The 25,833-nt window shown below is 72.4% G+C and carries 22 protein-coding genes; 8 read left to right on the top strand and 14 right to left on the bottom strand.

All coding sequences use genetic code 11. The annotated features are described in order from the left end of the window. The first annotated feature begins 223 nt into the window (after positions 1–223). Positions 224–946, top strand: coding sequence for a VTT domain-containing protein (locus ACFVGO_RS01820; protein ID WP_359897722.1), 723 nt, complete (start codon positions 224–226; stop codon positions 944–946). Between the two features lie 87 nt (positions 947–1,033). On the opposite strand, the gene pyrE is transcribed toward ACFVGO_RS01820, so the two are convergent. The 6 genes from pyrE to ACFVGO_RS01790 form a co-directional block, all read right to left on the bottom strand. Next, a complete protein-coding gene (gene pyrE / locus ACFVGO_RS01815) occupies positions 1,034–1,570 on the bottom strand; it encodes an orotate phosphoribosyltransferase (protein ID WP_359897723.1) in 537 nt (178 codons plus the stop codon). 44 nt (positions 1,571–1,614) lie between these two features. Continuing rightward, entirely contained in the window at positions 1,615–2,646 is a 1,032-nt protein-coding gene (locus ACFVGO_RS01810) for a hypothetical protein (RefSeq protein ID WP_380630605.1), read from the bottom strand. Between the two features lie 197 nt (positions 2,647–2,843). Then, positions 2,844–4,451: a polyamine aminopropyltransferase gene (locus ACFVGO_RS01805; protein WP_380630647.1), complete on the bottom strand. Its 1,608-nt coding sequence runs from the start codon at positions 4,449–4,451 to the stop codon at positions 2,844–2,846. Between the two features lie 193 nt (positions 4,452–4,644). Beyond that, positions 4,645–5,184, bottom strand: coding sequence for a DUF2617 family protein (locus ACFVGO_RS01800; RefSeq protein WP_359897726.1), 540 nt, complete (start codon positions 5,182–5,184; stop codon positions 4,645–4,647). A gap of 501 nt (positions 5,185–5,685) precedes the next feature. Further along, on the bottom strand, positions 5,686–6,846 hold the full coding sequence (locus ACFVGO_RS01795) for a pyridoxal phosphate-dependent aminotransferase (RefSeq protein WP_380630604.1): 1,161 nt from the start codon (positions 6,844–6,846) through the stop codon (positions 5,686–5,688). Positions 6,847–6,966: 120 nt separating this feature from the next. After that, positions 6,967–7,524, bottom strand: a complete 558-nt coding sequence (locus tag ACFVGO_RS01790) for a YbjN domain-containing protein (RefSeq protein ID WP_380630603.1) — start codon at positions 7,522–7,524, stop codon at positions 6,967–6,969. 404 nt (positions 7,525–7,928) lie between these two features. Between ACFVGO_RS01790 and ACFVGO_RS01785 the strand changes: the two genes are divergently transcribed. Beyond that, a complete protein-coding gene (locus tag ACFVGO_RS01785; protein WP_359897729.1) occupies positions 7,929–8,213 on the top strand; it encodes a helix-turn-helix transcriptional regulator in 285 nt (94 codons plus the stop codon). A 127-nt stretch (positions 8,214–8,340) separates the two neighbouring features. Here the strand turns inward: ACFVGO_RS01785 and clpB are convergent, their stop codons facing one another. Both clpB and ACFVGO_RS01775 read right to left on the bottom strand, forming a co-directional pair. Beyond that, positions 8,341–10,947, bottom strand: a complete 2,607-nt coding sequence (clpB, locus tag ACFVGO_RS01780) for an ATP-dependent chaperone ClpB (RefSeq protein ID WP_380630602.1) — start codon at positions 10,945–10,947, stop codon at positions 8,341–8,343. Between the two features lie 98 nt (positions 10,948–11,045). Continuing rightward, positions 11,046–11,972, bottom strand: a complete 927-nt coding sequence (locus ACFVGO_RS01775) for a LysR family transcriptional regulator (RefSeq protein ID WP_359897731.1) — start codon at positions 11,970–11,972, stop codon at positions 11,046–11,048. Between the two features lie 71 nt (positions 11,973–12,043). Here ACFVGO_RS01775 and ACFVGO_RS01770 point away from each other — a divergent pair, with 71 nt between their 5' ends. The 4 genes from ACFVGO_RS01770 (at position 12,044) to ACFVGO_RS01755 (ending at position 16,439) form a co-directional block, all read left to right on the top strand. Continuing rightward, positions 12,044–13,153: a TDT family transporter gene (locus ACFVGO_RS01770; protein WP_359897732.1), complete on the top strand. Its 1,110-nt coding sequence runs from the start codon at positions 12,044–12,046 to the stop codon at positions 13,151–13,153. Between the two features lie 649 nt (positions 13,154–13,802). Beyond that, a complete protein-coding gene (locus ACFVGO_RS01765; protein WP_380351219.1) occupies positions 13,803–14,792 on the top strand; it encodes a LuxR C-terminal-related transcriptional regulator in 990 nt (329 codons plus the stop codon). Further along, positions 14,782–15,789: a LuxR C-terminal-related transcriptional regulator gene (locus ACFVGO_RS01760; RefSeq protein ID WP_380630600.1), complete on the top strand. Its 1,008-nt coding sequence runs from the start codon at positions 14,782–14,784 to the stop codon at positions 15,787–15,789. The genes ACFVGO_RS01765 and ACFVGO_RS01760 overlap by 11 nt, the downstream gene beginning before the upstream one ends. Before the next feature lie 410 nt (positions 15,790–16,199). Then, positions 16,200–16,439 carry a hypothetical protein gene (locus ACFVGO_RS01755; RefSeq protein WP_380630598.1) on the top strand — a complete coding sequence of 80 codons (240 nt, stop codon included), beginning with the start codon at positions 16,200–16,202 and terminating at the stop codon, positions 16,437–16,439. 7 nt (positions 16,440–16,446) lie between these two features. On the opposite strand, the gene ACFVGO_RS01750 is transcribed toward ACFVGO_RS01755, so the two are convergent. Beyond that, on the bottom strand, positions 16,447–17,064 hold the full coding sequence (locus ACFVGO_RS01750) for a hypothetical protein (RefSeq protein WP_143204511.1): 618 nt from the start codon (positions 17,062–17,064) through the stop codon (positions 16,447–16,449). Positions 17,065–17,398: 334 nt separating this feature from the next. Here ACFVGO_RS01750 and ACFVGO_RS01745 point away from each other — a divergent pair, with 334 nt between their 5' ends. Beyond that, on the top strand, positions 17,399–17,557 hold the full coding sequence (locus ACFVGO_RS01745; RefSeq protein ID WP_380351221.1) for a hypothetical protein: 159 nt from the start codon (positions 17,399–17,401) through the stop codon (positions 17,555–17,557). 85 nt (positions 17,558–17,642) lie between these two features. Here ACFVGO_RS01745 and ACFVGO_RS01740 read toward each other — a convergent pair whose 3' ends face one another. From ACFVGO_RS01740 to dnaK, 5 genes are all read right to left on the bottom strand, one after another. After that, entirely contained in the window at positions 17,643–18,632 is a 990-nt protein-coding gene (locus ACFVGO_RS01740; RefSeq protein WP_359897737.1) for a helix-turn-helix domain-containing protein, read from the bottom strand. A 177-nt stretch (positions 18,633–18,809) separates the two neighbouring features. Further along, positions 18,810–19,340, bottom strand: a complete 531-nt coding sequence (locus ACFVGO_RS01735; protein ID WP_380630597.1) for a heat shock protein transcriptional repressor HspR — start codon at positions 19,338–19,340, stop codon at positions 18,810–18,812. 7 nt (positions 19,341–19,347) lie between these two features. After that, positions 19,348–20,514 carry a molecular chaperone DnaJ gene (gene dnaJ, locus ACFVGO_RS01730; protein ID WP_359897739.1) on the bottom strand — a complete coding sequence of 389 codons (1,167 nt, stop codon included), beginning with the start codon at positions 20,512–20,514 and terminating at the stop codon, positions 19,348–19,350. 146 nt (positions 20,515–20,660) lie between these two features. After that, positions 20,661–21,281, bottom strand: coding sequence for a nucleotide exchange factor GrpE (gene grpE / locus ACFVGO_RS01725; protein WP_359897740.1), 621 nt, complete (start codon positions 21,279–21,281; stop codon positions 20,661–20,663). After that, positions 21,278–23,119, bottom strand: a complete 1,842-nt coding sequence (gene dnaK / locus ACFVGO_RS01720; RefSeq protein WP_359897741.1) for a molecular chaperone DnaK — start codon at positions 23,117–23,119, stop codon at positions 21,278–21,280. Before dnaK ends, grpE begins: the two co-directional genes overlap by 4 nt. Before the next feature lie 323 nt (positions 23,120–23,442). Between dnaK and ACFVGO_RS01715 the strand changes: the two genes are divergently transcribed. Next, on the top strand, positions 23,443–25,668 hold the full coding sequence (locus ACFVGO_RS01715) for a heterodisulfide reductase-related iron-sulfur binding cluster (RefSeq protein WP_359897742.1): 2,226 nt from the start codon (positions 23,443–23,445) through the stop codon (positions 25,666–25,668). Positions 25,669–25,833: the final 165 nt, after the last annotated feature.

The raw sequence follows: 25,833 nt of genomic DNA, 5'->3' as shown, positions 1-25,833 counted from the left end.
CACCGCGGACCGGACGCCTGTGCCATCTTCCCAGACTCGTGCCCGCGGGTCAGCAGGAGCCCGCCATGCGGAACGGCGCACGGCACGGGCGCACGGCGGCCGCGGGCGGCTCCGGCGGGCGGCCGGGGGGCGTCCCCCGCCGGGCGCCGTCGGCACGGTGCGCCCGCGTCGTGGGCACGGTGCGCCCGCGTGGTCGGCACGGTGCGCCCGCTATCCTGCGCCCGTGGACTACAACCAGCTGGCCGTCAACCTGCTTGACGCCAAATCCCTGATCTCGTCCCTCGGCGCCATCGGGCTGATCGCGATCATCTTCGCGGAGACCGGCCTGCTGGTCGGCTTCTTCTTCCCGGGCGACTCGCTGCTGATCCTCGCGGGTGTCGCCGCCTCGAACGCGGCCTCCTCGGTGCTCGGCGACGGTGCCAAGCTGCCGATCGCCGTCCTGCTGATCGGCTGCCCGATCGCGGCGATCGCCGGCGCCCAGCTCGGGCACCTGATCGGCGCCAAGGTCGGGCCGAAGATGTTCGACAAGCCCGATTCGAAGATCTTCCGACGCGACTACGTGGTGAAGGCGGAGGAGTACTTCAACAAGTTCGGCTCCGGCAAGGCCGTGGTGCTGGCCCGTTTCATGCCGATCATCCGCACCTTCCTGAACCCGGTCGCCGGCACCCTGGAGATGCCCGCCCGGACCTTCTTCCTCTGGAACGTGATCGGCGGCGTGCTGTGGACCGAGTCCATGCTGCTGATCGGCTACTTCTTCGGCGACGCGCTCGCCCCGGTGATCGACAAGTACCTGATCCCGGCGGTGCTGCTGATCGTCCTGCTGTCGATCTCGCCGATCCTGGTCGAGATCATGCGCGAGCGGAAGAAGAAGCGGGCCGGCATCGGCGCCGAGGTCGACGAGGAGAGCCAGGTCCAGGCCGGCGGCGGCCGGCACCGGCGGGGCTGAGCTCCCGGCGCTCCCGACACGGCGAGGGCCGGTGCTGTTTCACGTGAAACAGCACCGGCCCTCGGTCGTTCGTCGTACCGGACGGGATCAGAGACCCAGGTCGTCCAGGGTGTAGGCGGTCACGTACTCCAGGCCCTGGGCCTCCACGGCGGCCGCGCCGCCGCGCTCCACGATCACCGCGACGCCGACCACCTCGGCGCCCGCCTCGCGCAGCGCCTCCACGGCGGTCAGCACCGAGCCGCCGGTGGTGGAGGTGTCCTCGACGGCCAGCACCCGGCGGCCCTTGACCTCCGGGCCCTCGATCCGGCGCTGGAGGCCGTGCGCCTTGCCCGTCTTGCGGACCACGAAGGCGTCCAGCTGCTGCCCGCGCGCGGCGGCGGCGTGCAGCATCGAGGCGGCCACCGGGTCGGCACCCAGGGTCAGGCCGCCGACGGCGTCGTAGTCCAGGTGCGAGGTCGCGTCCAGCATCACCCGGCCGACCAGCGGGGCGGCCACGCCGTCCAGCGTGATCCGGCGCAGGTCGACGTAGTAGTCGGCCTCCTTGCCGGAGGAGAGGGTGACCTTGCCGTGCACGACGGCCTTGTCCTTGATCTGTGCCAGCAGGGCGTCGCGGTCGTTGCTCATGAGCGTTCAGTCTAGGCCCTGACGGTTCCCGCGGCGCTCCGGGCTCAGCGTCGGCGCAGCGCCCTGACCAGCACCACGGCACCACCCAGCAGGGCCACCGAGCCGCCGATCACCCACGGCACCGCGCTGCGGCCGCCGGTGCCCGGCACCACGATCCCGCCGGCCTCGCCGCCCCAGCGGGACGCCGCCCGGGCCCGCGCGCTGCGGGCGGGCAGCGCCGGGGCGTACGGGCCGCGCGGCGGGGCGTGGTCCACCTCCTCGGCGGACCGGCCGACGATGCTGCGGCGCACCGGGCCGCTGAGCACCGGCTCCTCCTCGTACGCGAAGAGCGGCTCGGCGGGGAGCTCCTCGGCGACGCCGTCCTGCTCGGCGGAGCCGTCCGCGGCCCCGTCCTCCACGTCGTCCTCCTCGTCCTCGTCCTCGTCGTCGGCGGAGCCGGTGGGCAGGCCGAAGCGCTCGGCGTCGGCGTCGGAGAAGGCGATCAGGTCGGAGAGGTCGTCGTCCAGGTCGTCGCCGGGCTGGTCCTGGCGGTCCTCGATGAAGACCACACCGGCGTCGGCCCCGGCCCCGGCGTTCCCGGACCCGCCCTGCTCGGCGTCCTCCTCCTGGTCCTGGTCCTGCGGCTGCTCGCCCTCCGGGGCGACCAGCGCGGCGGCGAACCGGTCCAGCAGGCGGCGGCCGGTGGCGTCGAGGGTCTCCTCGTCGAACTCGGTCAGCCGGCCGGTGGCGCTCAGGTCGCCGGTGAAGCGGATCACCGCGGTGCCGTCCTCGGCGCCGTCCGCGACGCTGACCCGGACGGTGGCGGTCACCTCACCGGTGCCCCGGGCCTCCTCGCCCTCGGCGAGCACGGTCAGCACGCCCTCCCGGCCCCCGATCAGCGACAGCACGCCCTTGTACGTGATCGTGGAGCCGCCGATCCGCAGCTTCAGCCGGCCGCCGATCTCCTCGGCCGCACCGGCGCCGACCGCGGCCGGCTCGGTGCTCAGCCCCGGCACACTCCGCGCCAGCAGCGCGGGATCCTGCAAGGCCTGCCGGACCGGCTCGGCGGACAACGGGACGAGAACCTCATGCTCCATGTCACGGAGCCTACCGACTGGGCCGCGCCCGGTCCCTACCCACCACCACCGGATTTTCCCCGCCCCACCTGTTCCCTTGGCCGTCGCACCATCGCCGCGGCCGCCCGCACGGGCACCCGCCCCGGCCCGCCACGGGCGCGAGGCGGGGCTTCCGGGAAGACGGTTCCCCGGGGTGGCCTCGGCGGGGCCGGGCGGCCTCAGCGGGGGCCGAGGAGGGTGAGGGCCGCCGGGGGGTGGGCCGGGCGGAGGGCGGTGAGGCGGGCGGTGGTGGCGTGGAGGGCGTCGGGGCTGAGGGCGCGGGGCGACGGGGCGTCGGGGGCGAGGGTGAGCGGGGGCCGGACGGCGGCGGCGAGGAGGAAGTTCTGGGGGTCGTCCGGCGGGCCGGGGCGGCAGGCGGCGGTGGCGCTGCCCGGGACGGCGTACGGGGCGGTCTGCAGGCCCGTCGTCCGCAGACCGGACTCGATCTGCCAGAGGCCGTCCAGGTCGTTCCCGGCGCGGACGGCGATCCGGCCGCCGGGGGAGAGCAGTCGTGCGGCGAGGCCGTAGAACTCCTGGGAGTGGAACTTGACCGGCCCGCCGTCGGCCGGTGCCGGGAGGTCGGCGAGCACCACGTCGTACGGTCCGTCCCCGCCGGGGGCGCCGGCGCCGCGCAGCCAGGCCAGCGGGTCGGCCGCGGTGGTGCGGACCCGGGGGTCGTCCAGCGAGCGGCCGCCGAGGGCGGCCAGCCCGGGGTCGGTGCGGGCGAGCCGGGGGAGGGCGGGGTCGGCGTCGACCAGCCGGACGGTGCGCACGCCCCGGTGCCGCAGCACCTCCCGCAGGGCGAGCCCGTCGCCGCCGCCGAGCAGCAGGACGCGGGCGTCCGGGCCGGCCGCCATGGCGGGGTGGACCAGGCCCTCGCTGCTCCGGTACTCGTCCGGTCCGCAGACCGCGAGCCGGCCGTCCAGGTAGAGCCGCAGGGGGCCCTCGGCGGGGCCGGTGAGCACGATCTCCTGGGACCGGCTGCGGGTGGCGTAGCGGACCTGGTCGCCGTACAGGGCGTGCCGGGCGGCGCGCTCGACGGCGTCGGAGCCGGCCGCGGCCGTCGCGAGCAGGGCGAGGACCAGCAGGCAGCCGCCCCAGAGCAGCCGTCGGATCCGGGGGGCGGGTTCCTCGCGGAACAGCCAGAGCACCACGGCCGCCCCGGCGACGGCGTTGACGGCGCCGGTGAGCAGGGCGCCGTCGCCCGGTCCGAGGGCGGGCAGGATCAGGAAGGGGAAGGCGAGGCCGCCGATCAGCGCGCCCACGTAGTCGGCGGCGAACAGGTCGGCGACGGCGCGTCCGGCGTCCTCGCGCCGGATCCGTTGGATGAGGGTCATCAGCAGGGGGATCTCGGCGCCGATCAGGACGCCGATCAGGCAGGTGAGGCCGACCATGGCGGCCTGGTAGCGGCCGATCCAGGCCCAGCAGGAGTAGAGCGCGAGGACGGAGAGTCCGCCGGTGAGCGCGAGCGCGCACTCGACGAGGGCGAAGGCGGTGGCGGGCCGGCTGGTGAACCGTTTGGCGAGCAGTGAGCCGAGGCCCATCGCGAACACCATGACGGAGAGCACGACGGAGGTTTGGGTGACCGTGTCCCCGAGCAGGTAGTCGCCGAGCGCCACGAGTTCGAGCTCGTAGACGAGTCCGCAGGCCGCGCAGACGAACGCGGCCAGCAGGACGGTCAGGCGGGCGAGCCGGGGGCTGGAGCGCAGCCGGGACCGACGGCGGGCGGGCGGGAGCGGGGCGAGGCCTCGCCCGGGCCGGGGTGGGGCGCCGTCGTCGAGGTCCACTCGCGGGCGTGCGGGCGGACCGGTCGGATGGTTGATCACGAACAAACGCTAGGGGACGTGCGGGACGGATGGATGCGCCCATCCGACGGACAGTGGGCGACGTCGGATTGACGAACCGTTCCTGCGTACGATTCGTAGGCCTGGGCCGGGCGGCCTACGGCCGGATCGGTGGTCCGGTCCGGACTTCCGGCGGTCATGCCCCGGCCACCCCGGTCACCACCAGCGAGGAGCGGGTGCACACCAGCTGCCCCTCCTGCGGGTAGGCGTGCCAGGTGCGCCAGAGCAGCCGGTCCGCGCCGCCCTGGGTGACCAGTGCGGTGAAGGCGCTCGGGTCGCCCGGGAAGACCCCGGCGAGGCCCCGCGGGTGCCCCTCGACGAGGGCCAGCAGCTCCTGCGCGCGGGCCGCGAAGTCGTGCGGCGGCAGCGCCTCGATCCGGGCCGCGAACTCGTACTCCCAGCCGCCGACCTGCTTGGCCACCCGGGCCGGCAGCGGGGTGCGGCGGCCGGGCAGGCAGGCGACGGTCTCCAGGCACTGGCCGGGGCCCGCGTCGATCACCACCTGGTGGGAGGCGCCCAGCAGGCGCAGCTGGAGGGTGCCGGGCGTGCCCGGGCGGCCGCCCCCGTCGAGTCTCAGGTCGCGGACGGCGAGAGCGGGCAGCGGGTCGCCGCCGAGGCACCAGGCGAGGTCACCCGCCCGGGTGTCCGTGTAGGAGGTCTGCAGTGTGGTGAGCATGCTCGGCTCCGCGTTTCAGCTCCGTGCGCGCCCGCCGAGCAGCAGCGAGTAGGCCTAGGCGATGGCGAGGCTGTTCGTGGCTGTGCGGCCCTGGGCGCGGCCGACCGTGGAAGGAGGGATTCCGGCTGGAGATTCAGCAGCAGAGAAGCACGAATACGCCGGGTCCGCCGGTGATTTACCCAACTTTGTCAAGCATTCACCGTTTCGAGCACACCTGCTTCCCGGCTCTGATCGAGCCCGTGTACGAGTCTGCACAGCGCGCGCCCCTATCACCGGATCGTGCGCCGTGCGCGCCGGGTGTGCGCTGTCCGGCTGCATCACACACCGCCGCCCTCCAGGCGCGGGGCGTGGAGGGCGGCGGGAGAGTGCCCGGGTGCTCGGAAGGATTGCCGCAATGGTGGCAAACAAGCAAGCCGATCAAGGAAGTTGATGATCCATCAGCACTGGTGTCGGATCACGGACATCCCTGTTCGAAGGGCGCGAAAGGGGGCGTGCGGCCCCTCACAGGCGCCGCAGGCGGGTGACGGCCTCCTGGAGGACCTCGTCCTTTTTGCAGAAAGTGAAGCGGACCAGGCTACGGCCGGCCTCCACGTCGTCGTAGAACACCGCGTTCGGGATGGCGACGACGCCGCAACGGCCGGGCAGGGCACGGCAGAAGTCGATGCCGTCCTTCTCGCCGAGCGGCGTGATGTCGGTGGTGACGAAGTAGGTGCCCTGGGGGGTGAAGGCCCGGAAGCCGGCCGCGGTGAGGCCGCCGAGCAGCAGGTCGCGCTTGCGCAGCAGGTCGGCGCGGAGGGTGTCGAAGTACGTGTCGGGCAGCCGCAGGGCCTCGGCGACGGCGTACTGGAAGGGGCCGGCGCTGACGTAGGTGAGGTACTGCTTCGCGGTGCGCACGGCCGTGACCAGGTCCGGGCTCGCGGTGACCCAGCCGACCTTCCAGCCGGTGAAGGAGAAGGTCTTGCCGGCGGAGGAGATGGTGACGGTGCGTTCGCGCATGCCGGGCAGGGCCGCGAGGGGGTGGTGGACGGCGCCGAAGACCAGGTGCTCGTAGACCTCGTCGGTGACGACCAGCAGGTCGTGCTCGACGGCGAGCGCGGCGACGGCGGCGAGCTCCTCGGCGGTGAGGACGGTGCCGGTGGGGTTGTGCGGGGTGTTGATCAGCAGCAGCCGGGTGCGCGGGGTGATCAGGGCGCGCAGCTCGTCCAGGTCGGGGCGGAAGGCCGGGGCCCGCAGGGTGAGCGGCACCCGGGTGGCGCCGGCCATCGCGATGCAGGCGGCGTAGGAGTCGTAGAAGGGTTCGAGGGCGATCACCTCGTCGCCGGGCTCCAGCAGGGCCAGCAGGGTGGCGGCGATGGCCTCGGTGGCGCCGGCGGTGACCAGCACCTCGGTGTCCGGGTCGTAGGCGAGGCCGTGGAAGCGCTGCTGGTGCTCGGCGATCGCGGTGCGCAGCTCGGGGATGCCGGGGCCGGGCGGGTACTGGTTGCCCCGGCCGTCGCGCAGGGCCCGTACGGCCGCCTCGCGGACCTCCTCGGGCCCGTCGGTGTCGGGGAATCCCTGGCCGAGGTTGATCGAGCCGGTGGCCGTGGCCAGGGCCGACATCTCGGCGAAGATCGTCGTGCCCATCCCGGTCAGTCGGCGGTTCAGCAGCGGCCTGGTACCCATCGGTGGCTCCTCACGGCTCGTCGTCAGGGCCATCCTGGGTCAGCCGGGGGCCGGGGACAAGAACGGCCCGCCACCGGCGCGGAGGGCGGTGGCGGGCCGGACCGGAGTACCGGGGCGGGATCAGGCCTCGTCGGTGCCCTCGGTGTCCTCGCCGTCCTCGCCCTCGATCTCGTTCTGGAGGCCGAGGCGCTCGACGATCCACTGCTCGAAGCCGACCGCGGCCTGGGTCCAGTTGGCGGTGGTGGTGACGAAGTAGTCCAGGTTGACGCCGGTGCCGACGATCATCTGGGCCTCGCCGATCAGGCGGACCACGCCGTCCTCGTGGGTGTGGGTGTAGACCTTGGGCCAGAGGGTCTCGCGGTTCCACTCGTCGATCAGGTCGAGGATCTCGCCCTTCTTCTCCAGCGGGTAGGCGCGGTCGTAGAAGGCGCGCACCGCGAAGAGCTCCTTCTGCTCGCCGCGGAACATGTAGTAGACGCGGAAGCCCTCCCAGGGGGCGGTGAGGTCGCCCTCCTCGTCCACGACGTGCTTGAGCTGCATCTGGTCCAGCAGCTGGGTGACCAGGGCCTGGTCCGGGACGACGATCGGCGGCGGGCCGGCCGGCCGCCCGCCCTGGCCGCCGGGCTGGCCGCCCTGGGGAACGCCGAAGGACGGGATGGACGACGGGTCGATGCTCATGGGGGTCCTCTTCCTCAGTGCACGTGGTGGCCGGCAATGAGAGGCCGCCCTTTCCACCTCCCATCCTGCCTCATTCGGGGCTCCGCTCACAGGGGCGGCCGAGGGGCGCGTCGATCTTCGTCGGGCGTTCCTCCGGCCGTCGTCCGGCGGCTCCGGCGGCGGTGGGAAGGGTGTCGGTCACCGAGGGTGTGCGGGGCCCGGGGCGGGGGCGGGAACCCCGGTGGGGTGTGGGCCCGCGGAGGGGCGCGCGTGAGCCACGTCACGCGCCCGGCGCGCTGGTTCGGCTGCCGTCCCGGTCGGATGCGGTTAGCGTGCGACGGAACTCGCATCGATCAAATCCCGGCCTGGCCGGGGGAGTTGAGCTGTCCTGAGGTGGACTGTCCGGAATTGAGGGGGGAACAGGAGTGGGTGGAGCGGCGACGGGGGACGGCGCGACGCTCGGGGCGCTGCTGCGGAGCATCCGGCTGGACCGGGGCATGACGCAGGAGCAGCTGGGCGAGGCGACCGGGCTGAGCGTGCGGTCGATCCGGGACCTGGAACGCGGGGTGTCCTGTCCGCGGGTGTCCACGCTCAGGCTGCTGACCCAGGCCTGGAGCCTGCCGGACGTCCAGGTGGCCGAGCTGCACCGGCTGGCGCGCAGCCGGCGGGACCGGACGCGGCGGCTGCTGCGACGGGCGGCGGCGGAGTGACGGCGGCGCGGTGACGGCGGCGGCCCCGGCGGCCGGGTGACGGCCCCGGTGCGGCCCGCGGGCGCGGAACGGGCCGCCCCCGCCGCCGGAGCGGAAGGGGCGGCCCGGGTGCCGGACGCCGGCGGTGCTACTTCTCCAGCGGCCCCCGGCCGCGGACGGTCAGGCGGTCGCCCGCCTCGTCCTGCTCGACCAGGACGGTGTCCCCGTCGTGCACCGCGCCGGACAGGATCGCCCGGGCCAGCTGGTCGCCGATCGCGGACTGCACCAGCCGGCGCAGCGGGCGGGCGCCGTACGCCGGGTCGTAGCCGGTGAGCGCCAGCCAGTCGCGGGCGGCCGCGGAGACCTCCAGGGTGAGCCGCCGCTCCCGCAGCCGCTCGCCCAGGCGGGCCACCTGGAGGTCGACGATCCGGCTCAGCTCGCCGGTGCCCAGCGGCTCGAAGACCACGATGTCGTCCAGCCGGTTGAGGAACTCCGGCTTGAACGCGGACCGGACGGCGCCCAGCACCAGCTCCCGCTTGCGTTCCTCCGGGGTGGCCGGGTCCACCAGGTACTGGCTGCCCAGGTTGGAGGTGAGGATCAGGATGGCGTTGCGGAAGTCCACCGTGCGGCCCTGCCCGTCGGTGAGCCGCCCGTCGTCCAGCACCTGGAGCAGGACGTCGAAGACCTCCGGGTGCGCCTTCTCCACCTCGTCCAGCAGCACCACGCTGTACGGGCGGCGGCGGACGGCCTCGGTGAGCTGGCCGCCCTCCTCGTAGCCGACGTACCCGGGCGGGGCGCCGACCAGACGGGAGACCGAGTGCTTCTCGCCGTACTCGCTCATGTCGATCCGGACCATCGCCCGCTCGTCGTCGAACAGGAAGTCGGCCAGGGCCTTGGCGAGTTCGGTCTTGCCGACACCGGTCGGGCCGAGGAACAGGAAGGAGCCGGTCGGGCGGTCCGGGTCGGCGACGCCGGAGCGGGTGCGCCGCACCGCGTCGGAGACGGCCTGCACGGCCTCCTGCTGGCCGATCAGACGCCGGCCCAACTCATCCTCCATGCGCAGGAGTTTGGCGCTCTCGCCCTCCAGTAGCCGGCCGGCCGGGATGCCCGTCCAGGAGGCGACCACGTCGGCCACGTCGTCCGGGCCGACCTCCTCCTTGACCATCGAGGTCGAGGTGTCCTGGTCCGCGGCGCGCTCCTGGGCCTCGGTGAGCTCCGTCTCGGCGGCCGGGATCTCGGCGTACATCAGCTTGGACGCGCGCTCGAAGTCCCCGTCGCGCTGGGCGCGTTCGAGCGCGCCGCGCAGGTCGTCCAGCCGCTCCTTGAGCTCGCCGACCCGGTTGAGGCTCTTCTTCTCCTGCTCCCAGCGCGCCGTCAGCACGCTCAACTGCTCGTTCCGGTCGGCGAGGTCGCGCCGCAGCCGGGCCAGCCGGTCCACCGAGGCCGGGTCGGACTCCTTCTCCAGGGCCAGTTCCTCCATCCGCAACCGGTCCACGGAGCGCTGGAGTTCGTCGATCTCGACCGGGGAGGAGTCGATCTCCATCCGCAGCCGGGAGGCCGCCTCGTCGACCAGGTCGATCGCCTTGTCGGGCAGGAAGCGGGAGGTGATGTAGCGGTTGGACAGGGTGGCGGCGGCGACCAGGGCGGCGTCCGAGATCTGCACCTTGTGGTGCGCCTCGTACCGGCCCTTGAGGCCGCGCAGGATGGCGATCGAGTCCTCCACGCTGGGCTCGCCGACCAGCACCTGCTGGAAGCGGCGCTCCAGGGCCGGGTCCTTCTCGATCCGCTCGCGGTACTCGTCCAGCGTGGTGGCGCCGACCATCCGCAGCTCGCCGCGGGCCAGCATCGGCTTGAGCATGTTGCCCGCGTCCATCGCGGAGTCGCCGCCGGCGCCCGCGCCGACCATGGTGTGCAGCTCGTCGATGAAGGTGACGACCCGGCCGTCGGAGGCCTTGATGTCGTTCAGGACGGCCTTCAGCCGCTCCTCGAACTCGCCGCGGAACTTGGCGCCCGCGACCATCGCGCTGAGGTCCAGCGCGACCAGCCGCTTGCCGCGCAGCGACTCCGGCACGTCGCCGGCCACGATGCGCTGGGCCAGGCCCTCGACCACGGCGGTCTTGCCGACGCCCGGCTCGCCGATCAGCACCGGGTTGTTCTTCGTCCGGCGGGAGAGCACCTGGACCACCCGGCGGATCTCGTGGTCGCGGCCGATCACCGGGTCGAGCTTGCCGTCCCGGGCGGCCTGGGTGAGGTCGGTGCCGTACTTCTCCAGCGCCTTGTAGGTGCCCTCCGGGTCCGGTGAGGTGACCCGGCCGCTGCCGCGGACGTCCTTGAACGCGGCGAGCAGCGCCTTCGGCGCGGCGCCCTGGTGCGCCAGCAGCTCGGCCACCTGGCCGCCCTCGGCGGCCAGGCCGACCATCAGGTGCTCGGTGGAGACGTACTGGTCGTCCAGGTCGCTGGCGCGCCTGCCGGCCTCGGTGAGCACCGCGACGGTGTCCCGGGCGAGCTGGGGCGCGGCGACCGTCGAGCCCATCGCGCTGGGCAGCGCGGCCGCCTGGCGGCGGGCCTCGGCGTCGACCCGGGCGACGTCGGCCCCGACCGCCTCCAGCAGGGGCCGGGCGATGCCCTCGGGCTGCTCCAGCAGGGCGATCAGGATGTGCACCGGCCTGACGTCCGGGTTGCCGGCCGTGCCCGCCTGCCGGATGGCGGCGGACAGGGCTTCCTGCGTCTTGGTGGTGAACTTGCTGGCGTCCACTGCTGGGGGGTCCTCCCTCGTCGTCCTTCACTACTGCTGCGTACAGCATGCACTAAGTTGAGTCTATTCCGCTCAACTTTCCGTTTCCGGTTTCCGCCTCAACTTCTCGGTGAACGTTTGACCGACCGCCGGGTCAGCCCCAGCAGCTCCCGGGCCGGCCCGCCCGGCCGCTGCCCGGCCGGCCAGACCGCGCGCAGTGGCCGCCGCAGGTCCAGCTCCGCCACCAGCGGCACCTCGACCAGCCGCCGGGTGGCCAGCTCCTCCGTCACCGCCAGCTCGCTCAGGCAGACCGGCCCCGCCCCGGTCATCGCCGCCGCCTTCAGCGCGGTGGACGAGGCCAGCTCCATCCGGGGCCGCGCCACGCCCCCGTACGGCCGCAGGGCCATCTCCAGCACCTCCCGGGTGCCCGAGCCGGGCTCGCGCAGCGCCAGCGGGGTGGCCGCCAGCTCGGCCCCGGTCAGCGGGGCCCGGCGGCGCGCCCACGGGTGCCCGGGCGCCACCACGACCACCAGCCGGTCGGCGGCCACCACCACGCCGGCCAGCCCGGGCGGGGTGGTGGGGCCCTCGACGAAGCCGAGGTCGGCGTCCCCGTCCAGGACGTGCCCGGCGACCTCCGCCGAGTTCGCCGTCCGCAGCGTCACCGCCGTCCCCGGGCTGGCCTCGGCCAGGCCCAGCAGCCAGCCGGGCATCAGGTACTCGGCGACGGTCAGACTGGCCACCACCCGCAGCTTGGCGTCCCGTCGCTCGCGCAGGGCGTCGATCCCGGCGTCCAGCGCCTGCGCCGCCTCCACCACCTGCCGGGCCCACTCGACCACCAGCCGGCCCGCCTCGGTCGGCCGGCTGCCCCGGGGCGAGCGGTCCAGCAGCGGGACGCCGACCTGCCGCTCCATGCCCTTGATCCGGGCGCTGGCGGTCGGCTGGGTGACGCCCAGCTCGGCCGCCGCCCGTCCGACACTGCCCAGCCGGGCCACCGCGAGCAGCAGTTCCAGGGCGCCGAGTTCGGGGACGTGCGGGGAGAGGGCCATAGGTTCAGGCTATGCCCCCATAGAAGCCCCGGCGCTACCGGCCGCCCGGCCTTCCGGGCGACGGTGGGGACATGTCCACTTTGGCCGGTATCCGCCCCCTCGCCCGCCCCGCCGTCCGCCGCCGGCCCGACCTCGCCCAACTCGGCCCCAACTGGTACGCCGCCGTGATGGGCACCGCGATCCTGGCGAACGGCGCCGCCGTGCTGCCGGTGCGGCCGCCCGGGCTGACCGCCTTCGGCGAGGTGATGTGGGCGTTCGCGCTGGCCGCCCTGCTGGTGCTGGCCGGGGCCCGGCTGGTCCACCTGACCCGGCACCGCGAGGCGGCCCGCGCCCAGCTGCTGGACAACCCGGCCACCGCGGTCTTCTACGGCTGCCCGCCGATGGCGCTGCTGGCGGTCGGGCTGGGCACCCTGCTGCTCGGCTCCCGGGTCATCGGCACCGGCCCGGCGGTCGCCCTGGACGCGGTGCTGTGGAGCCTCGGCACCCTGTACGCGCTGGCCGTGGCCGGCGGCATCCCGTACCTGATGATCACCCGGCACCGGCTCTCCGCCCTGGAGGCCAACCCGACCTGGCTGCTGCCGGTGGTCGCCCCGCTGGTCGCCTCCGCCTGCGGCCCCGCGCTGGTCCCCCACCTGCCGGCCGGGACGGCCCAGCAGGCCATGCTGTACGGCTGCTGGGCGCTGTTCGGGATCGGCCTGCTGGCCACCCTGGTGCTGCTGCCGGTGGTGTTCACCGGGCTGCTCCACAGCAAACTGCCCGCCCTGGCGCTCACCCCCTCGCTGTTCCTGGTGCTCGGCCCGCTCGGCCAGTCCGTCACCGCGGTCCACCAGCTCGCCGACGCCGCCCGCCCGGTGCTGCCCGCGCTGGCGCCCGCCATGGTCGACCTCGCCGAGCTGTACGGCGTGGCGGTGATCGGCGTCGCCATGCTCTGGCTGGCCGTCGCGCTCACCGCCAACCTGCGGGCCCGGCGGGCCGGGATGCCGTTCGCGATGACCTGGTGGGCGTACACCTTCCCGGTCGGCACCTGCGTCACCGGAGCCTCCGCACTCGCCCGGCACACCGGCTTCGGGGGCTTCAGCGGCCTGGCCGTCGGCCTGTACCTGCTGCTGGCGCTCGCCTGGGTGCTCGCCGCGGGCGGCACCGCCGCCGGGCTGGCACGGGGCCGGCTGCTGGCCCGCTGAGGCGGCGCCGGACCCCCGGGCCTGCGTGAACGCGCAGCTCAGGAGCGCGCGGCCGGTGCAGGAACGCGCACGGCCGGACAACGGTGCTGCCGGGTGGTGCCGACGCCCCCGACCCGCCCCGGTTCCACCGGAATCCACCCCGCCGGCCGGACCGTCGCGCCCGCGGCCGGATGCAGGTAGCTGCAATTGCGCGAACATGCACTCGGGCGGCACTTGTTCACCGGCCGTCACGCTGTGAGGGTGGAGACACGCCAAGTCGTCCGGGCACCGCAGCCCGATGGTGGCGACACGCTCTTCGATGCTGACCGCAGGTGCGACATCCCGCGCCGGTGGAACGGGGGGGAAGAGCGCCGGGCCGGGGTCCATGTGTGGTGATGGCCCCCGGACCGGACCCGTCGAGGCGTTGCTGCTCCGCCTCGACGGGAGCGCCTTGACTGGCGTACCGATGGCGGCCCCCGGACGACCCGGCGTGCGACGGCACCCGGGCCCGGGGTCCGCCGTCCCACCCGGTACCGTGACCGCCTGATCCATGATCACGCCGTACCGGCCCACCGGCACCGTGAGCCCGCCGGGCCCACCGGTGCCACGGCTCGTGCGGCGGGGAGCACGGGCAGACCAGGGGAGAGGCGTCCGGCAGGGAGAGTGCGACGTGACGGCGGAACCGGCGGTCACACCGCACCACGGGCCCGTGGGCGAGGAGCCCGACGAGGCCGCCCGGCAGCTCTACTTGGCCATCATCGCCGAGGGCGGCCGCGTCCCCACCGGCGAGGTCGCCGACGTCGACCGGGGAGCGCTCCAACAACTCATCGACATCGGCCTGTTGATGGTCAACCGGATGGACCGCTGCTACACCGCGGTCAGCCCGCGCTCGGTCAGCGACCGCCTCGGCGCCGAACTGCGCAGCGAGGCCACCCGGCTGCTGGTCCGCGCGGAGAACCTCCCGGGCGCCCTGGACGGCCTCACCCGGGCCTACGACGCGATGCCCCGCCCGACCGACCGGGCCGGCGGCGCCGTCCACGTCGAGGGGCACGTCCACATCCGCCAGCGGATCTCCCAACTGGTCTCCGACTGCCGCTCCGAGGTCCTCACCGCCCAGCCCGGCCACCGGCCCGCCGACACCCTCCAGGTCGCCCTCCTCCAGGACGTCCAACTGCTCCAGCGCGGCTGCTCGCTGCGCACCATCTACCAGCCGGTCGCGCTCGCCGACCCGCCCGCCCTCGCCTACGCCGAGGAGGTCATCCGGCACGGCTCGCTCATCCGGGTGCTCGACGAGCCCTTCCAGCGGCTGATCGTCTTCGACCGCTCCGTCGCCGTGATCTCCGCCAACGACGACAACAGCACCGCCGCCTTCATCACCGACCCGGCCACCATCACCTACCTGGTCGGCACCTTCGAACGCGACTGGGCGCGCGCCGACACCGCCGAGGCCGCCGCCCTCGGCCAGGCATCCGCCCGCACCATCCCCGACCGGGTCGGAAGGCTGCTCGCCCGCGGCCTCACCCAGCGCGCCGTCGCCACCCGGCTGGGCCTGAGCGAACGCACCGTCGCCGCCCACATCTCCCGGCTGCGCGACCGCTACGGCGCGCAGACCCTCTTCCAGCTCGGCTGGCTGATGCGGGGCGCCCGCGATGACCGATGAGCCGGGCCCGGCCGAGCGGGCCCTCTACCTCGCCGCCGTCCGGGGCGGCGGCCGGCTGCTCCCCGAGGACCTCGCCCCCGCCGACCGGCCCACCCTGGCCGCCCTCGTCGCCCGCGGCCTGCTCACCCCCACCGCCACCGGCTGGACCGCCGCCAGCCCGCGCTCCCTCGGCGACCGGATCGGCCTGGAACTGCGCACCCGCGCCGTCCGCCTGCTGCGGCACGCCGAGCGGCTCCCGGGCACCCTCGGGCCGCTGTCCCGCGCCTACGACGAGGCGCGCAGCCCGGTCGGGGGGCAGCCGGCGGCCGGTTCCCGGGCCGTTGGTTCGGCCGGCTCCCCGGCCACGGGCTCCCCGGCCGTCGCCCTCGGCGGCACTCTCGGCGGCACCGTCGTCGGCGCCGCCGAGGTCCGCGGGCGGGTCAGCGAACTCGTCTCGGAGTGCCGGGAGGAGGTCCTGGCCGCCCAGCCCGGCCCGCGGCCGCTCGAAGGCCTCCGGATGGCCCTCGCCCAGGACCTCTCGCTGCTCCGCCGAGGCTGCTCGCTGCGCACCCTCTACCAGCCGGTCACCCTCGCCGACGCCGCCGTGCGGAGCCAGGTCGTCCTGCGCACCGGGCAGGGCGCCCAGGTGAGGGTCCTCGCCGAGCCCTACGAGCGGGTGCTGGTCTTCGACCGCGCGGTGGCCGTCATCCCCGCCGCCGAGGACCACAGCCGGGCCGCCTTCCTCACCGACCCCACCACCGTGGCCTACCTCGCCGCCCAGTTCGAACGCGACTGGGTCCGCGCCACCCCCGCCGGACGCCACCTCGACCCGCCGTCCGTCACCACCGTGCGGATCGGCCGGCTGCTCGCCCGCGGCCTCACCCAACGGGCCGTCGCCACCCGGCTGGGCGTCAGCGAACGCACCGTCGCCGCCCACATCTCCCGGCTGCGCGACCGCTACGGCGCCCACACCCTCTTCCACCTCGGCTGGCGGCTGCGGGGCGAGCACCATGACTGACACGCCCGCCACTCCGCTCGCCGCCGCCCGGGCCCGCCACCTCGCCGTCCTGCGCGAGGGCGGCCGGGTGCGGGCGGCCGAAGTCGGCGGGGAGGACGGGTCGGTGCTCCGACGGCTGGTGGAACTCGGGCTGCCGGTACCGCAGTTGGTGGACGGTTCGGACAGCGCGGTGGATCCCCGGGCGGTCGGCGAGCGGATCGGGGGCGACCTCCGGAGGACCGGTACCCGCCTGTTGGCCGAGGCCGGCCGGATCCCCGGGCAACTGCGCGAACGCACCCGGGCCCATGGCGCGGCGCCGCGGCGGAGCGAGCCGGGTGGAGGCGTCCGCCGGCTGAGGGGCACGGCCGAGATCCGGCACCTGGTCTCGCAGTTGGTCAAGGACTACCCGGACCACCCGCACGAGGCGCTCGGTGCCCGACCCGGTGGCCTGTTCCGACGCGCCCACCGCCGGGTTCGCCCGGCGGTCGACGCGGGTCGGAAGGCTGCTCGCCCGCGGCCTCACGCAGCGGGCGAGCGCCGGCCGGATGGGGCTGAGCGAGCGCGCGGTGGCCGGTCATGTCGCCCGGCTGCGTGAGCTGTGCGACGCGGAGGCGCTGTTCCGGTCGGGCCGGCTGCTGCGGGGGTCCCGGACGGGGGAGTCCGGTGGGTAGCCGCCGCTCAGCCGGTGGCGGCGCCGGTCGGCCAGTAGCCGGGGACGGCGGGCTGCTGCCGGGGGACGTTGAACTGCTCGCCGGGGGCGGTCCAGAAGCCCTCGCGCAGGGAGAGCGCCATGCCCGCCCAGTCGAGCGCGGTCTCGACCGTGTGGTTGAGGGCCTCCTGCGACCAGGTGTCGTCGAAGACCAGCGGCAGGACGGGGGCGACCTGCTCGATGGTGGCGATCAGCGGGTTGTGGGTGATGGCCTCGTCGACCAGGAGGACGATCGGCTTGCGCAGCGCCGACGCCCAGCCGAGCTCCAGGCTCACGCCGGCCGAGAGGGGGGCGCCGACGTAGGCGAACACGAGGTCGGCGGACTGGAGGGCGCGGAAGTCGGAGGGGACGCGGGGCTCCGGCGCGCGGCCGGAGATGGTCCAGGCGTCGCTGTGGTGCGCGCTGTACACGGCGGCACCGCTGCGCAGGAGGGTGGTGCGGAGCGTCGTCAGCCGCGTCCGGCTGGCGAGGGTCACCACGCTGTCGGCCGGCCCGGTCAGTCGCATCAGCGGGGCGGCCAGGAACACACGTGCACGCCGACCCTCAGGGGCCTGGCTGTCGTGGTGACGCAGGTAGGGCTCGGTCATGTCGACTCCGGGGAAAGGCCGACCGGGGGAGTGAGTGTCGGCGATGCGTTGGATGTGGTCTGCTCGGTGGACTGATGCCGCTGCTGAACGGTTTAGTATTTGACGGTACATTGGCAAGGTGTGGCGCCCTGCCGAGACCATTGAGGGCGAACTGATCGTCCATCGCATCTCCGTGTCGCGTCCAGGGTTGGCCTGTGTCATCTGGATGACTGGCAGAGAGATGACGCACACTCCCGCATGCGGAAGCAGGTGACAGCCTCCCCCTGGCGTGGCACCATGTGGACCGTTATCCTGCTTGACGCTTCTAGTGGCGATTCTCCAGAAAAGTGAGGGCGTGACTGATATGCACCAATTTGTCCGCGTGGTTGTGCTTTCATTGGTTGCCGTCGCCGCCGTGCTCGGTGCCGGCTCTCTCGTGAGCGCTGCCGACTCGCACGACGCGATTGCCGTCAATGCCTCCGTGAGCGTCGCAGACGACATCTCCTGGCAGTGAGTACGGCCGGGTGACTGCACGGCCGGGTAACCGCACGGCCGCGTGCCAGAGTATTGACGGACCCGCCTGAAGCCGGCTGGGCGAGTCAGTCGGAAGTCTCCTGCGCCTTTCGGCCGAGGACATATCCGAGTTGGAATAGCGAGTCGACCTTGTAGTCGTCTCGCATTTCGGCTATATGTCTGGCCAGTGTCCGCTCGCTAATTCCAAGGCGTCGTGCGATAACTCGGTGATTGGTTCCTTCGAGCATCTGGTCAATGATCGTCTGGCGCAGGCGTGACACGACCTGCTGCGGCACCGTGCGGTCGCCCTCGAATTCCAGGGCCCGGCTCCAGTACTGCTCGAAGACCTCATTGGCAAGATAGTCGACGACGGCAGGGTCGTAGATGAAGGCCGCGAGGCTCATGTCATCGTCGATCGGGATCACTGCCACGCGCCGATCCATCACTATGAGCCGCGTATAGGGCTCGTCAAGCGTGCGGTACTGGCCGCCGGCTTGGGCGAGTGTGGCGACGTAATCCCTGGTCGGCTGGTGGTATCGGGTGCTGGCGTGGTAGATCGTCCGCATCTTCGTCCCACTGCGGAGCGTCTCCAGATCGTATGCGATCATTCCGGCGAGAAGATCCGGCTGCCGGGGGCCGCCAGGTTGGAGCGCCAGGGCCTCCTCGAATCCGGAACCCCTGAACTGCTCCAGCCGCTGCCGAATGAGCGCCTTCCCCCGAACATGCTCTATGGACCCTCCGGACCGCTTCGGGGTGTGGAATTCCCGGGCCAGATCCTGCAGTTCGGAGGGGAGCGATACGGCGCGTGACAGGAGTTCCAGTGCCTGACGTTGCCACGAATGGCTGAGGCTTGTCGAGAGCTGCGCGGGGTCGGCGGCCACGAAAACATTCGGATCATCACTGTCGGGTATGAGAAGGCCGATCCTCACCAGCTCGCCCCGCGCGGGATCATCCTGGTCGAGGTCGGAGTCCAACGGCAGTTTGCCGTCTCCTCGGATGACGGCGAGATATAGCTCTCGTGCTTCTGGCGAGAGGATGGTCAAGCCGGCGGCAAGGGGCTGCTCTCGTCCACTCATTCGCGACTCCTTGCCGTTACCGTGCTACCTGCGTCCCATCAGCGCTGGTGCTGAACGAGTTTTAGCATGCCAGATCTGGTGAGTCCCCCGGAGAGGGAATACGACCGCACTCTCTCACCGCACGGCAGCCGCCGGCACCCCCCGAGAGGAGGGGCCGGCGGCCGGTGGGTGCTTCGGTCAGCGCTTGGGGCGCCAGACGACGAGGGCGCTGGACTGCGGGGTGGGGGGCTGGTACGGGACGAGGTCGCGCCGGTAGGACGCGTGGACGGCGGCCTCGCGCTGCTGGAGGGCGGTGGCGGCGCCCTCCAGGGAGTCGACCAGTTCCGCGACCCGGGACCGCAGGGCGGTGACCTGGTTCTCCAGCTCGATGATCCGCTTGATGCCCGCCAGGTTGATGCCCTCGTCCTGGGAGAGCCGCTGGACCTCGCGCAACTGCTGGATGTCGCGGGCGGAGTAGCGGCGGCCGCGGCCGGCGGTGCGGTCGGGGCAGACCAGTCCGAGGCGGTCGTACTGACGCAGGGTCTGCGGGTGCAGACTGGACAGTTCGGCGGCCACGGAGATGACGTACACCGGGGTGTCCTCGGTGAGGACGTACGTCGGCGGGGCCGCGGCGGCGCGGCGGGTGCGGCGGGGGCCGGCGCCGGGCAGGCCCTCGCCGAGGCCGGGGCCGATCGGGGTGTCGGGGTCGATCGGGTTCATCGGGGACATCTGGTCGTCACGCTCCCTTCGCCGCCCGGAACAGGGCGGCGCGCGGATCGTCGGAGGCGGTGGCCTCGCGGTACTGCTCAAGGGCGTTCAGCGCGTCGCCGGTGACGTGCTGGGGCACCACGACCTCGACGGTGACGAGGAGGTCGCCGCGGGTGCCGTCCTTGCGGGTGGCGCCCTTGCCGCGGGCGCGCATGGTGAGGCCGTTGGCGCTGCCCGGGGGCAGCTTGAGCTTCACGGTCGGGCCGTTCAGCGTGGGCACCTCGATGGTGGCGCCGAGCGCGGCTTCGGGGAAGGCCACCGGGACGGTGACGGTGAGGTTGTCGCCCTTGCGGCCGAAGACCGGGTGGGAGTCGACGTGCACGGTCACGTAGAGGTCGCCGGGCTGCCCGCCGCGCTCGCCCTGGGCGCCCTTGCCCTTGAGCCGGATGCGCTGGTCGGCCTGGACGCCGGCCGGGATCCGGACCTGCATGGTGCGGGCCGAGCTGGCCCGGCCGCTGCCGTGGCAGTCGGGGCACGGGTCGTCGACGATCATGCCCCGGCCGCGGCAGTCCTTGCACGGCTCGGAGAGGGCGAAGGCGCCCTGGCCGCGGCTGACGGTGCCCGCGCCGACGCAGGTCGGACAGACCCGCGGGGTGGTGCCGGACTTGGCGCCGGTGCCGTTGCAGCCCCGGCAGGGGGCCTGGCTGGTCATCCGCAGCGGGACGGTCGCGCCGTCCACCGCCTCCTCGAAGGAGAGCGTCACCTCGGTCTCGACGTCGGCGCCGCGCCGGGGCTGGGCCTGCCGGGTGCCGCCGCGGTTGAAGAGGCCGCCGAACACGTCGCCGAGGCCGCCGCCGGCCTGGCCGGCGCCGCCCTGGCTGCCGCTGAAGAGGTCGCCGAAGTCGAAGCTGTAGCTGCCGTTGCCGCCGGGGGCGCCGCCGGCCCGGAAGCCGCCGTTGGCGAAGAGGCTGCGGGCCTCGTCGTACTCCTTGCGGCGCTTCTCGTCGGAGAGGACGTCGTACGCCTCGGAGATGTCCTTGAACCGCTCCTCGGCCTTGGAGTCACCCTTGTTGGCGTCGGGGTGGAACTCGCGCGCGAGCTTGCGGTAGGTCTTCTTGATCTCGGTGGCGGTGGCGTCCTTGGGCACGCCGAGGACCTTGTAGTAGTCCTTCTCGACAAAGTCCTTGCCACTCATGGCTTCCGCCACCTCCCGATGTCCATCGTCACTGTGCTGTCAACAGCCGGTGAGCAAACGGCTGCTGACAGAGCGCTGCGGAGCCGGCCGCCGTACTGGCCGGCGTACGACTCCGCAGCGCACTGGTTGTCAGCTGTCACAGGTTGTCAGCTGTCCGAGCCACCGTCGGACTTGTCCGCGTCGGCGGACTTCGGCTCGGCGTCCGGGGAGGACGCCTGGCTGCCGGGCTGGGGTTCCGCGACGGCCACCATCGCCGGGCGGATGATCCGCTCGCCGATGCGGTAGCCGGGCTGGAGGATCTGCACGCAGGTGTCCTCGGTGACGTCCGAGGAGTAGCTGTGCATCAGCGCCTCGTGCATGGTCGGGTCGAAGGGCTCGCCCTCCTTGCCGAACTGCTGCAGGCCCAGCTTGGCGACGACCGTCTCCAGCGACTCGGCGACGGACTTGAAGCCGCCCGTGACCTCGCCGTGCTCGCGGGCGCGGCCGATGTCGTCCAGGACCGGGATCAGCGACTCCAGGATGTTGGAGACGGCGATCTCGCGGACGGTCAGCCGGTCGCGCTCGACGCGCTTGCGGTAGTTCTGGTACTCGGCCTGGAGGCGCTGGAGGTCACCGGTGCGCTCGGCGAGCTCGCGCTTGGCGGTGGCGAGGTCGTCCGAACCGGATTCCCCGGTGCCGGCCGCGGCGGCCTCCTCGGCAGCCTTGATCACGGCCTCTTCGGCGGCGGAGTCGTCGCCGGGCTTACCGCCCTGCGGCTTGTCCGTCATGCCGCACCGCCCTTGGGCTTCTCGTCGTCCACGATCTCGGCGTCGACGACGTCGTCGTCCTTGGCCTGGGCGGAGTCACCGGAGGGGGCGGCACCGGCAGCGGCGTCGGCGTTGGCGTACAGCGCCTGGCCGAGCTTCTGCGCGGTGGTGGAGACCTTCTCCGAGGCCTCGCGGATCTTCGCGATGTCCTCGCCCTTCAGGGCCTCCTTGAGCTCGCCGATGGCGGTCTCGACCTCGGTCTTGACGTCGCCCGGCAGCTTGTCGGCGTTGTCGGCGATGAACTTCTCGGTCGAGTAGACGAGCTGCTCGGCGGAGTTGCGGGTCTCCACGGCCTCGCGGCGCTTGTGGTCGTCCTCGGCGTACTGCTCGGCCTCGCGGCGCATGCGGTCGACCTCGTCCTTCGGCAGCGAGGAGCCGCCGGTGACGGTCATCTTCTGCTCCTTGCCGGTGCCGAGGTCCTTGGCACCGACGTGCATGATGCCGTTGGCGTCGATGTCGAAGGTGACCTCGATCTGCGGCAGGCCGCGCGGCGCCGGCGGCAGGCCGGTCAGCTCGAACATGCCGAGCTTCTTGTTGTACGCGGCGATCTCGCGCTCGCCCTGGTAGACCTGGATCTGCACGGACGGCTGGTTGTCCTCGGCCGTGGTGAAGATCTCGGAGCGCTTGGTCGGGATCGTGGTGTTGCGCTCGATCAGCTTGGTCATGATGCCGCCCTTGGTCTCGATGCCGAGGGACAGCGGGGTGACGTCGAGCAGCAGGACGTCCTTGACCTCGCCCTTGAGGACACCGGCCTGGAGCGCGGCGCCGATGGCGACGACCTCGTCCGGGTTGACGCCCTTGTTGGCGTCCTGGCCGCCGGTCAGCTCCTTGACGAGCTCGGCGACGGCCGGCATGCGGGTCGAGCCGCCGACGAGGACGACGTGGTCGATCTCGGAGAGCGAGATGCCGGCGTCCTTGATGACGTTGTGGAACGGGACCTTGCAGCGCTCCAGCAGGTCCGCGGTCAGCTGCTGGAACTGGGCGCGGGTGAGCTTCTCGTCCAGGTGCAGCGGGCCCTCGGCGGAGGCCGTGATGTACGGCAGGTTGATCGAGGTCTCGGAGGACGAGGACAGCTCGATCTTCGCCTTCTCGGAGGCCTCGCGCAGACGCTGCAGGGCCATCTTGTCCTTGGACAGGTCGACGCCGTGGCCGGCCTGGAAGACCTTGACCAGGTGGTCGACGACGCGCTGGTCCCAGTCGTCACCACCGAGGTGGTTGTCACCGTTGGTGGCCTTCACCTCGACGACCCCGTCGCCGATCTCCAGCAGGGAGACGTCGAAGGTGCCGCCGCCGAGGTCGAAGACCAGGATGGTCTGGTCGTCCTTGTCCAGGCCGTACGCGAGGGCGGCCGCGGTCGGCTCGTTGACGATGCGCAGGACGTTGAGGCCCGCGATCTCACCGGCCTCCTTGGTGGCCTGGCGCTCGGAGTCGTTGAAGTACGCCGGGACGGTGATGACGGCGTCGGTGACGGTCTCGCCCAGGTACGCCTCGGCGTCCCGCTTCAGCTTCTGCAGCACGAAGGCCGAGATCTGCTGGGGGTTGAAGTCCTTGCCATCGATGTTGATCTTCCACCCGGTGCCCATGTGGCGCTTGACCGAGCGGATGGTGCGGTCGACGTTGGTGACCGCCTGGCGCTTGGCCACCTCGCCGACCAGAACCTCGCCGTTCTTGGCGAAGGCGACGACGGACGGCGTGGTCCGCGCACCCTCGGCGTTCGTGATGACGGTGGGCTCGCCACCCTCCAGAACGCTGACGACCGAGTTCGTCGTACCGAGGTCGATGCCGACCGCGCGTGCCATCGTAGATACCTCCACGGAAGAGTTGAGCTTTACGGGCTCAAGGATGCATGACTCGGTGGGCGGCGTCAACAGGTATGAGTGCGGCTCGCTCAACTTTGCTGAGCGGATCGGTGGGCGCCCGCCGCCGGAGTGCCCCGCCGCGCCGTGGCGGGGGTGCGCCCACGTGACTGCCGCCATAGCTTGGGAATCTTCTGGAGAACCGTTGTCCACCGGTAATGTCCGGGCCGTCGGCCCGGCAAGTTACCGACCAGTACACTCGGTTCCCGAAGAACGTGGAACCGCAGAGCCTGCTCAACCGCGAAGCCGCAGGAGACGGAGAGCCGATGCAGCTAGCAGCGATCGTCATCTCGCTGGTCACATTCGTGATCGGCACCGCGCTCGCCGCCCGTGCGGCGTTGTACATCTACAAGGTGGTCCGCACCGGCGCGCCGGACTCCACCCGCTTCGGGCAGCCCGCCCAGCGGGTGAAGACCGTCGCGACCGAGTTCGTCGGCCACACCAGGATGAACCGCTGGGGGATCGTCGGGATCGCCCACTGGTTCGTCGCGGTGGGCTTCTTCAGCCTGGTGCTGACCATCGTCAACGCCTTCGGCCAGCTCTTCGACGCCGACTTCGCGCTGCCGATCATCGGCCACTGGACGATCTGGCAGCTCTTCGTCGAGCTGGTCGGCACCCTGACCACCCTGGGCATCCTGGTCCTGATCGTGATCCGGCTGATGAGCCTGCCGTCCCGGTCGGGCCGCAAGTCCCGGTTCGCCGGCTCGATCGCCTGGCAGGCCTTCTACGTCGAGTACACGATCCTCGGCATCGGCCTGTGCATCCTGATGCTGCGCGGCCTGGAGGGCGCCCTCAACGGCGTCGACTCGTACGGGCCGGAGCACCTGGTCTCGTACCCGCTGGTCTCCGCGCTGAGCGGCCTGTCGCACGGCACGCTGGAGAACCTGATCTACCTGTTCGCGATGCTGAAGATCTGCATCTCGTTCGCGTGGGCGACCACCATCGGCCTCAACCCCTCGATGGGCGTGGCCTGGCACCGCTTCCTCGGCTTCTTCAACATCTACTTCAAGCGCGAGGAGGACGGCGGCACCGCGCTCGGCGCCCTCCGTCCGATGACCAGCGACGGTCAGCCGATCGACTTCGAGGACCCGGCCGAGGACGCCGTCTTCGGCGTCTCCCAGGTCGAGCACTTCTCCTGGAAGGGCATCCTCGACTTCTCCACCTGCACCGAGTGCGGCCGCTGCCAGTCGCAGTGCCCGGCCTGGAACACCGGCAAGCCGCTCTCGCCGAAGCTGCTGATCATGAGCCTGCGCGAGCACGCCTACGGCAAGGCGCCGTACCTGCTGGCCGGCGGCGGCAAGGACATGGAGGGCGAGGAGAAGGCCACCTCCGAGCAGCTCGAGGACGTCCCGGCGGCCGCCCTGGCCGAGGCCGCGCGCCCGCTGATCGGCACCGCCGAGGAGAACGGCGTCATCGACCCGGACGTGCTGTGGTCCTGCACCACCTGCGGCGCCTGCGTCGAGCAGTGCCCGGTGGACATCGAGCACATCGACCACATCGTCGACATGCGCCGCTACCAGGTGATGATCGAGTCCTCGTTCCCGACCGAGGCCGGGACGATGCTCAAGAACCTGGAGAACAAGGGCAACCCGTGGGGCATGGCCACCAAGGCCCGCCTGGACTGGGTCAAGGAGCTCAAGAAGGAGACCGGCATCGAGGTGCCGGTGATCGGTGAGGACATCGACCCCGCCGAGGTCGAGTACCTCTACTGGGTCGGCTGCGCCGGCGCCCTGGAGGACCGCGCCAAGAAGACCACCAAGGCCTTCGCGGAGCTGCTGCACACCGCGGGCGTGAAGTTCGCGATCCTCGGCAAGGAGGAGTCCTGCACCGGTGACTCCGCCCGCCGCCTGGGCAACGAGTTCCTGTTCCAGATGCTCGGCGCGCAGAACGTGGAGACGCTGAACGCGGCCCTGGAGGACGCCCCGGTCAAGCGGATCGTCGCCACCTGCCCGCACTGCTTCAACACCATCGCCAACGAGTACCCGCAGCTCGGCGGCCACTTCGAGGTCATCCACCACACCCAGCTGCTCCAGCACCTCATCGACGAGGGCAAGCTGATCCCGGTCAACCCGGTCGAGGGCCTGATCACCTACCACGACCCCTGCTACCTGGGCCGCCACAACAAGGTCTACAGCCCGCCGCGCGAGATCATGGACAAGGTCCCCGGTCTGCGCCAGCAGGAGATGCACCGGCACAAGGAGCGCGGCTTCTGCTGCGGCGCCGGCGGTGCCCGGATGTGGATGGAGGAGCGCATCGGCAAGCGGATCAACACCGAGCGCGTGGACGAGGCGCTGTCGCTCAACCCCGACATCGTCTCCACCGCCTGCCCGTTCTGCCTGGTGATGCTCTCCGACTCGGTCAACGGCAAGAAGAACGAGGGTGCGGCCAAGGAGCACCTGAAGGTGGTCGACGTGGCCCAGCTGCTGCTCGACTCGGTCAAGGCCCTCCCGCCGGCCGGGAGCGAGGAGCAGCCCGCGACGGTGGACGCGTAACGCCCGCCGCGGAGCCCGCTGTTCGACAGTTCTGCTACAACCGCCCGGCCCGGTGGACGCCCCGAACGCGCCCGCCGGGCCGGGCTTTTGGGCGGCCCGACGGCGCGCACCGGTACGGCGGGCGTACGGGGAGTGACGGCAATCGCACAGGCGCCGGACGGGCAT

This window comes from Kitasatospora sp. NPDC057738 (assembly GCF_042798815.1).
Taxonomy (GTDB): domain Bacteria; phylum Actinomycetota; class Actinomycetes; order Streptomycetales; family Streptomycetaceae; genus Kitasatospora; species Kitasatospora lactacystinica.
Note: the sequence above shows the minus strand (reverse complement) of the source record. Positions and strands in the feature narration are given on the sequence as shown.

Excerpts from the sequence above, each read along its gene's own strand:
- dnaJ (WP_359897739.1), bottom strand. The coding sequence starts at position 20,514 with ATGAGTGGCAAGGACTTTGTCGAGAAGGACTACTACAAGGTCCTCGGC.
- ACFVGO_RS01795 (WP_380630604.1), bottom strand. The coding sequence starts at position 6,846 with ATGGGTACCAGGCCGCTGCTGAACCGCCGACTGACCGGGATGGGCACG.
- pyrE (WP_359897723.1), bottom strand. The coding sequence starts at position 1,570 with ATGAGCAACGACCGCGACGCCCTGCTGGCACAGATCAAGGACAAGGCC.
- ACFVGO_RS01775 (WP_359897731.1), bottom strand. The coding sequence starts at position 11,972 with ATGGCCCTCTCCCCGCACGTCCCCGAACTCGGCGCCCTGGAACTGCTG.
- ACFVGO_RS01770 (WP_359897732.1), top strand. The coding sequence starts at position 12,044 with ATGTCCACTTTGGCCGGTATCCGCCCCCTCGCCCGCCCCGCCGTCCGC.
- grpE (WP_359897740.1), bottom strand. The coding sequence starts at position 21,281 with ATGACGGACAAGCCGCAGGGCGGTAAGCCCGGCGACGACTCCGCCGCC.
- ACFVGO_RS01750 (WP_143204511.1), bottom strand. The coding sequence starts at position 17,064 with ATGACCGAGCCCTACCTGCGTCACCACGACAGCCAGGCCCCTGAGGGT.
- ACFVGO_RS01810 (WP_380630605.1), bottom strand. The coding sequence starts at position 2,646 with ATGGAGCATGAGGTTCTCGTCCCGTTGTCCGCCGAGCCGGTCCGGCAG.
- ACFVGO_RS01800 (WP_359897726.1), bottom strand. The coding sequence starts at position 5,184 with ATGCTCACCACACTGCAGACCTCCTACACGGACACCCGGGCGGGTGAC.
- ACFVGO_RS01735 (WP_380630597.1), bottom strand. The coding sequence starts at position 19,340 with ATGTCCCCGATGAACCCGATCGACCCCGACACCCCGATCGGCCCCGGC.
- ACFVGO_RS01760 (WP_380630600.1), top strand. The coding sequence starts at position 14,782 with ATGACCGATGAGCCGGGCCCGGCCGAGCGGGCCCTCTACCTCGCCGCC.
- dnaK (WP_359897741.1), bottom strand. The coding sequence starts at position 23,119 with ATGGCACGCGCGGTCGGCATCGACCTCGGTACGACGAACTCGGTCGTC.
- ACFVGO_RS01790 (WP_380630603.1), bottom strand. The coding sequence starts at position 7,524 with ATGAGCATCGACCCGTCGTCCATCCCGTCCTTCGGCGTTCCCCAGGGC.
- ACFVGO_RS01715 (WP_359897742.1), top strand. The coding sequence starts at position 23,443 with ATGCAGCTAGCAGCGATCGTCATCTCGCTGGTCACATTCGTGATCGGC.
- ACFVGO_RS01740 (WP_359897737.1), bottom strand. The coding sequence starts at position 18,632 with ATGAGTGGACGAGAGCAGCCCCTTGCCGCCGGCTTGACCATCCTCTCG.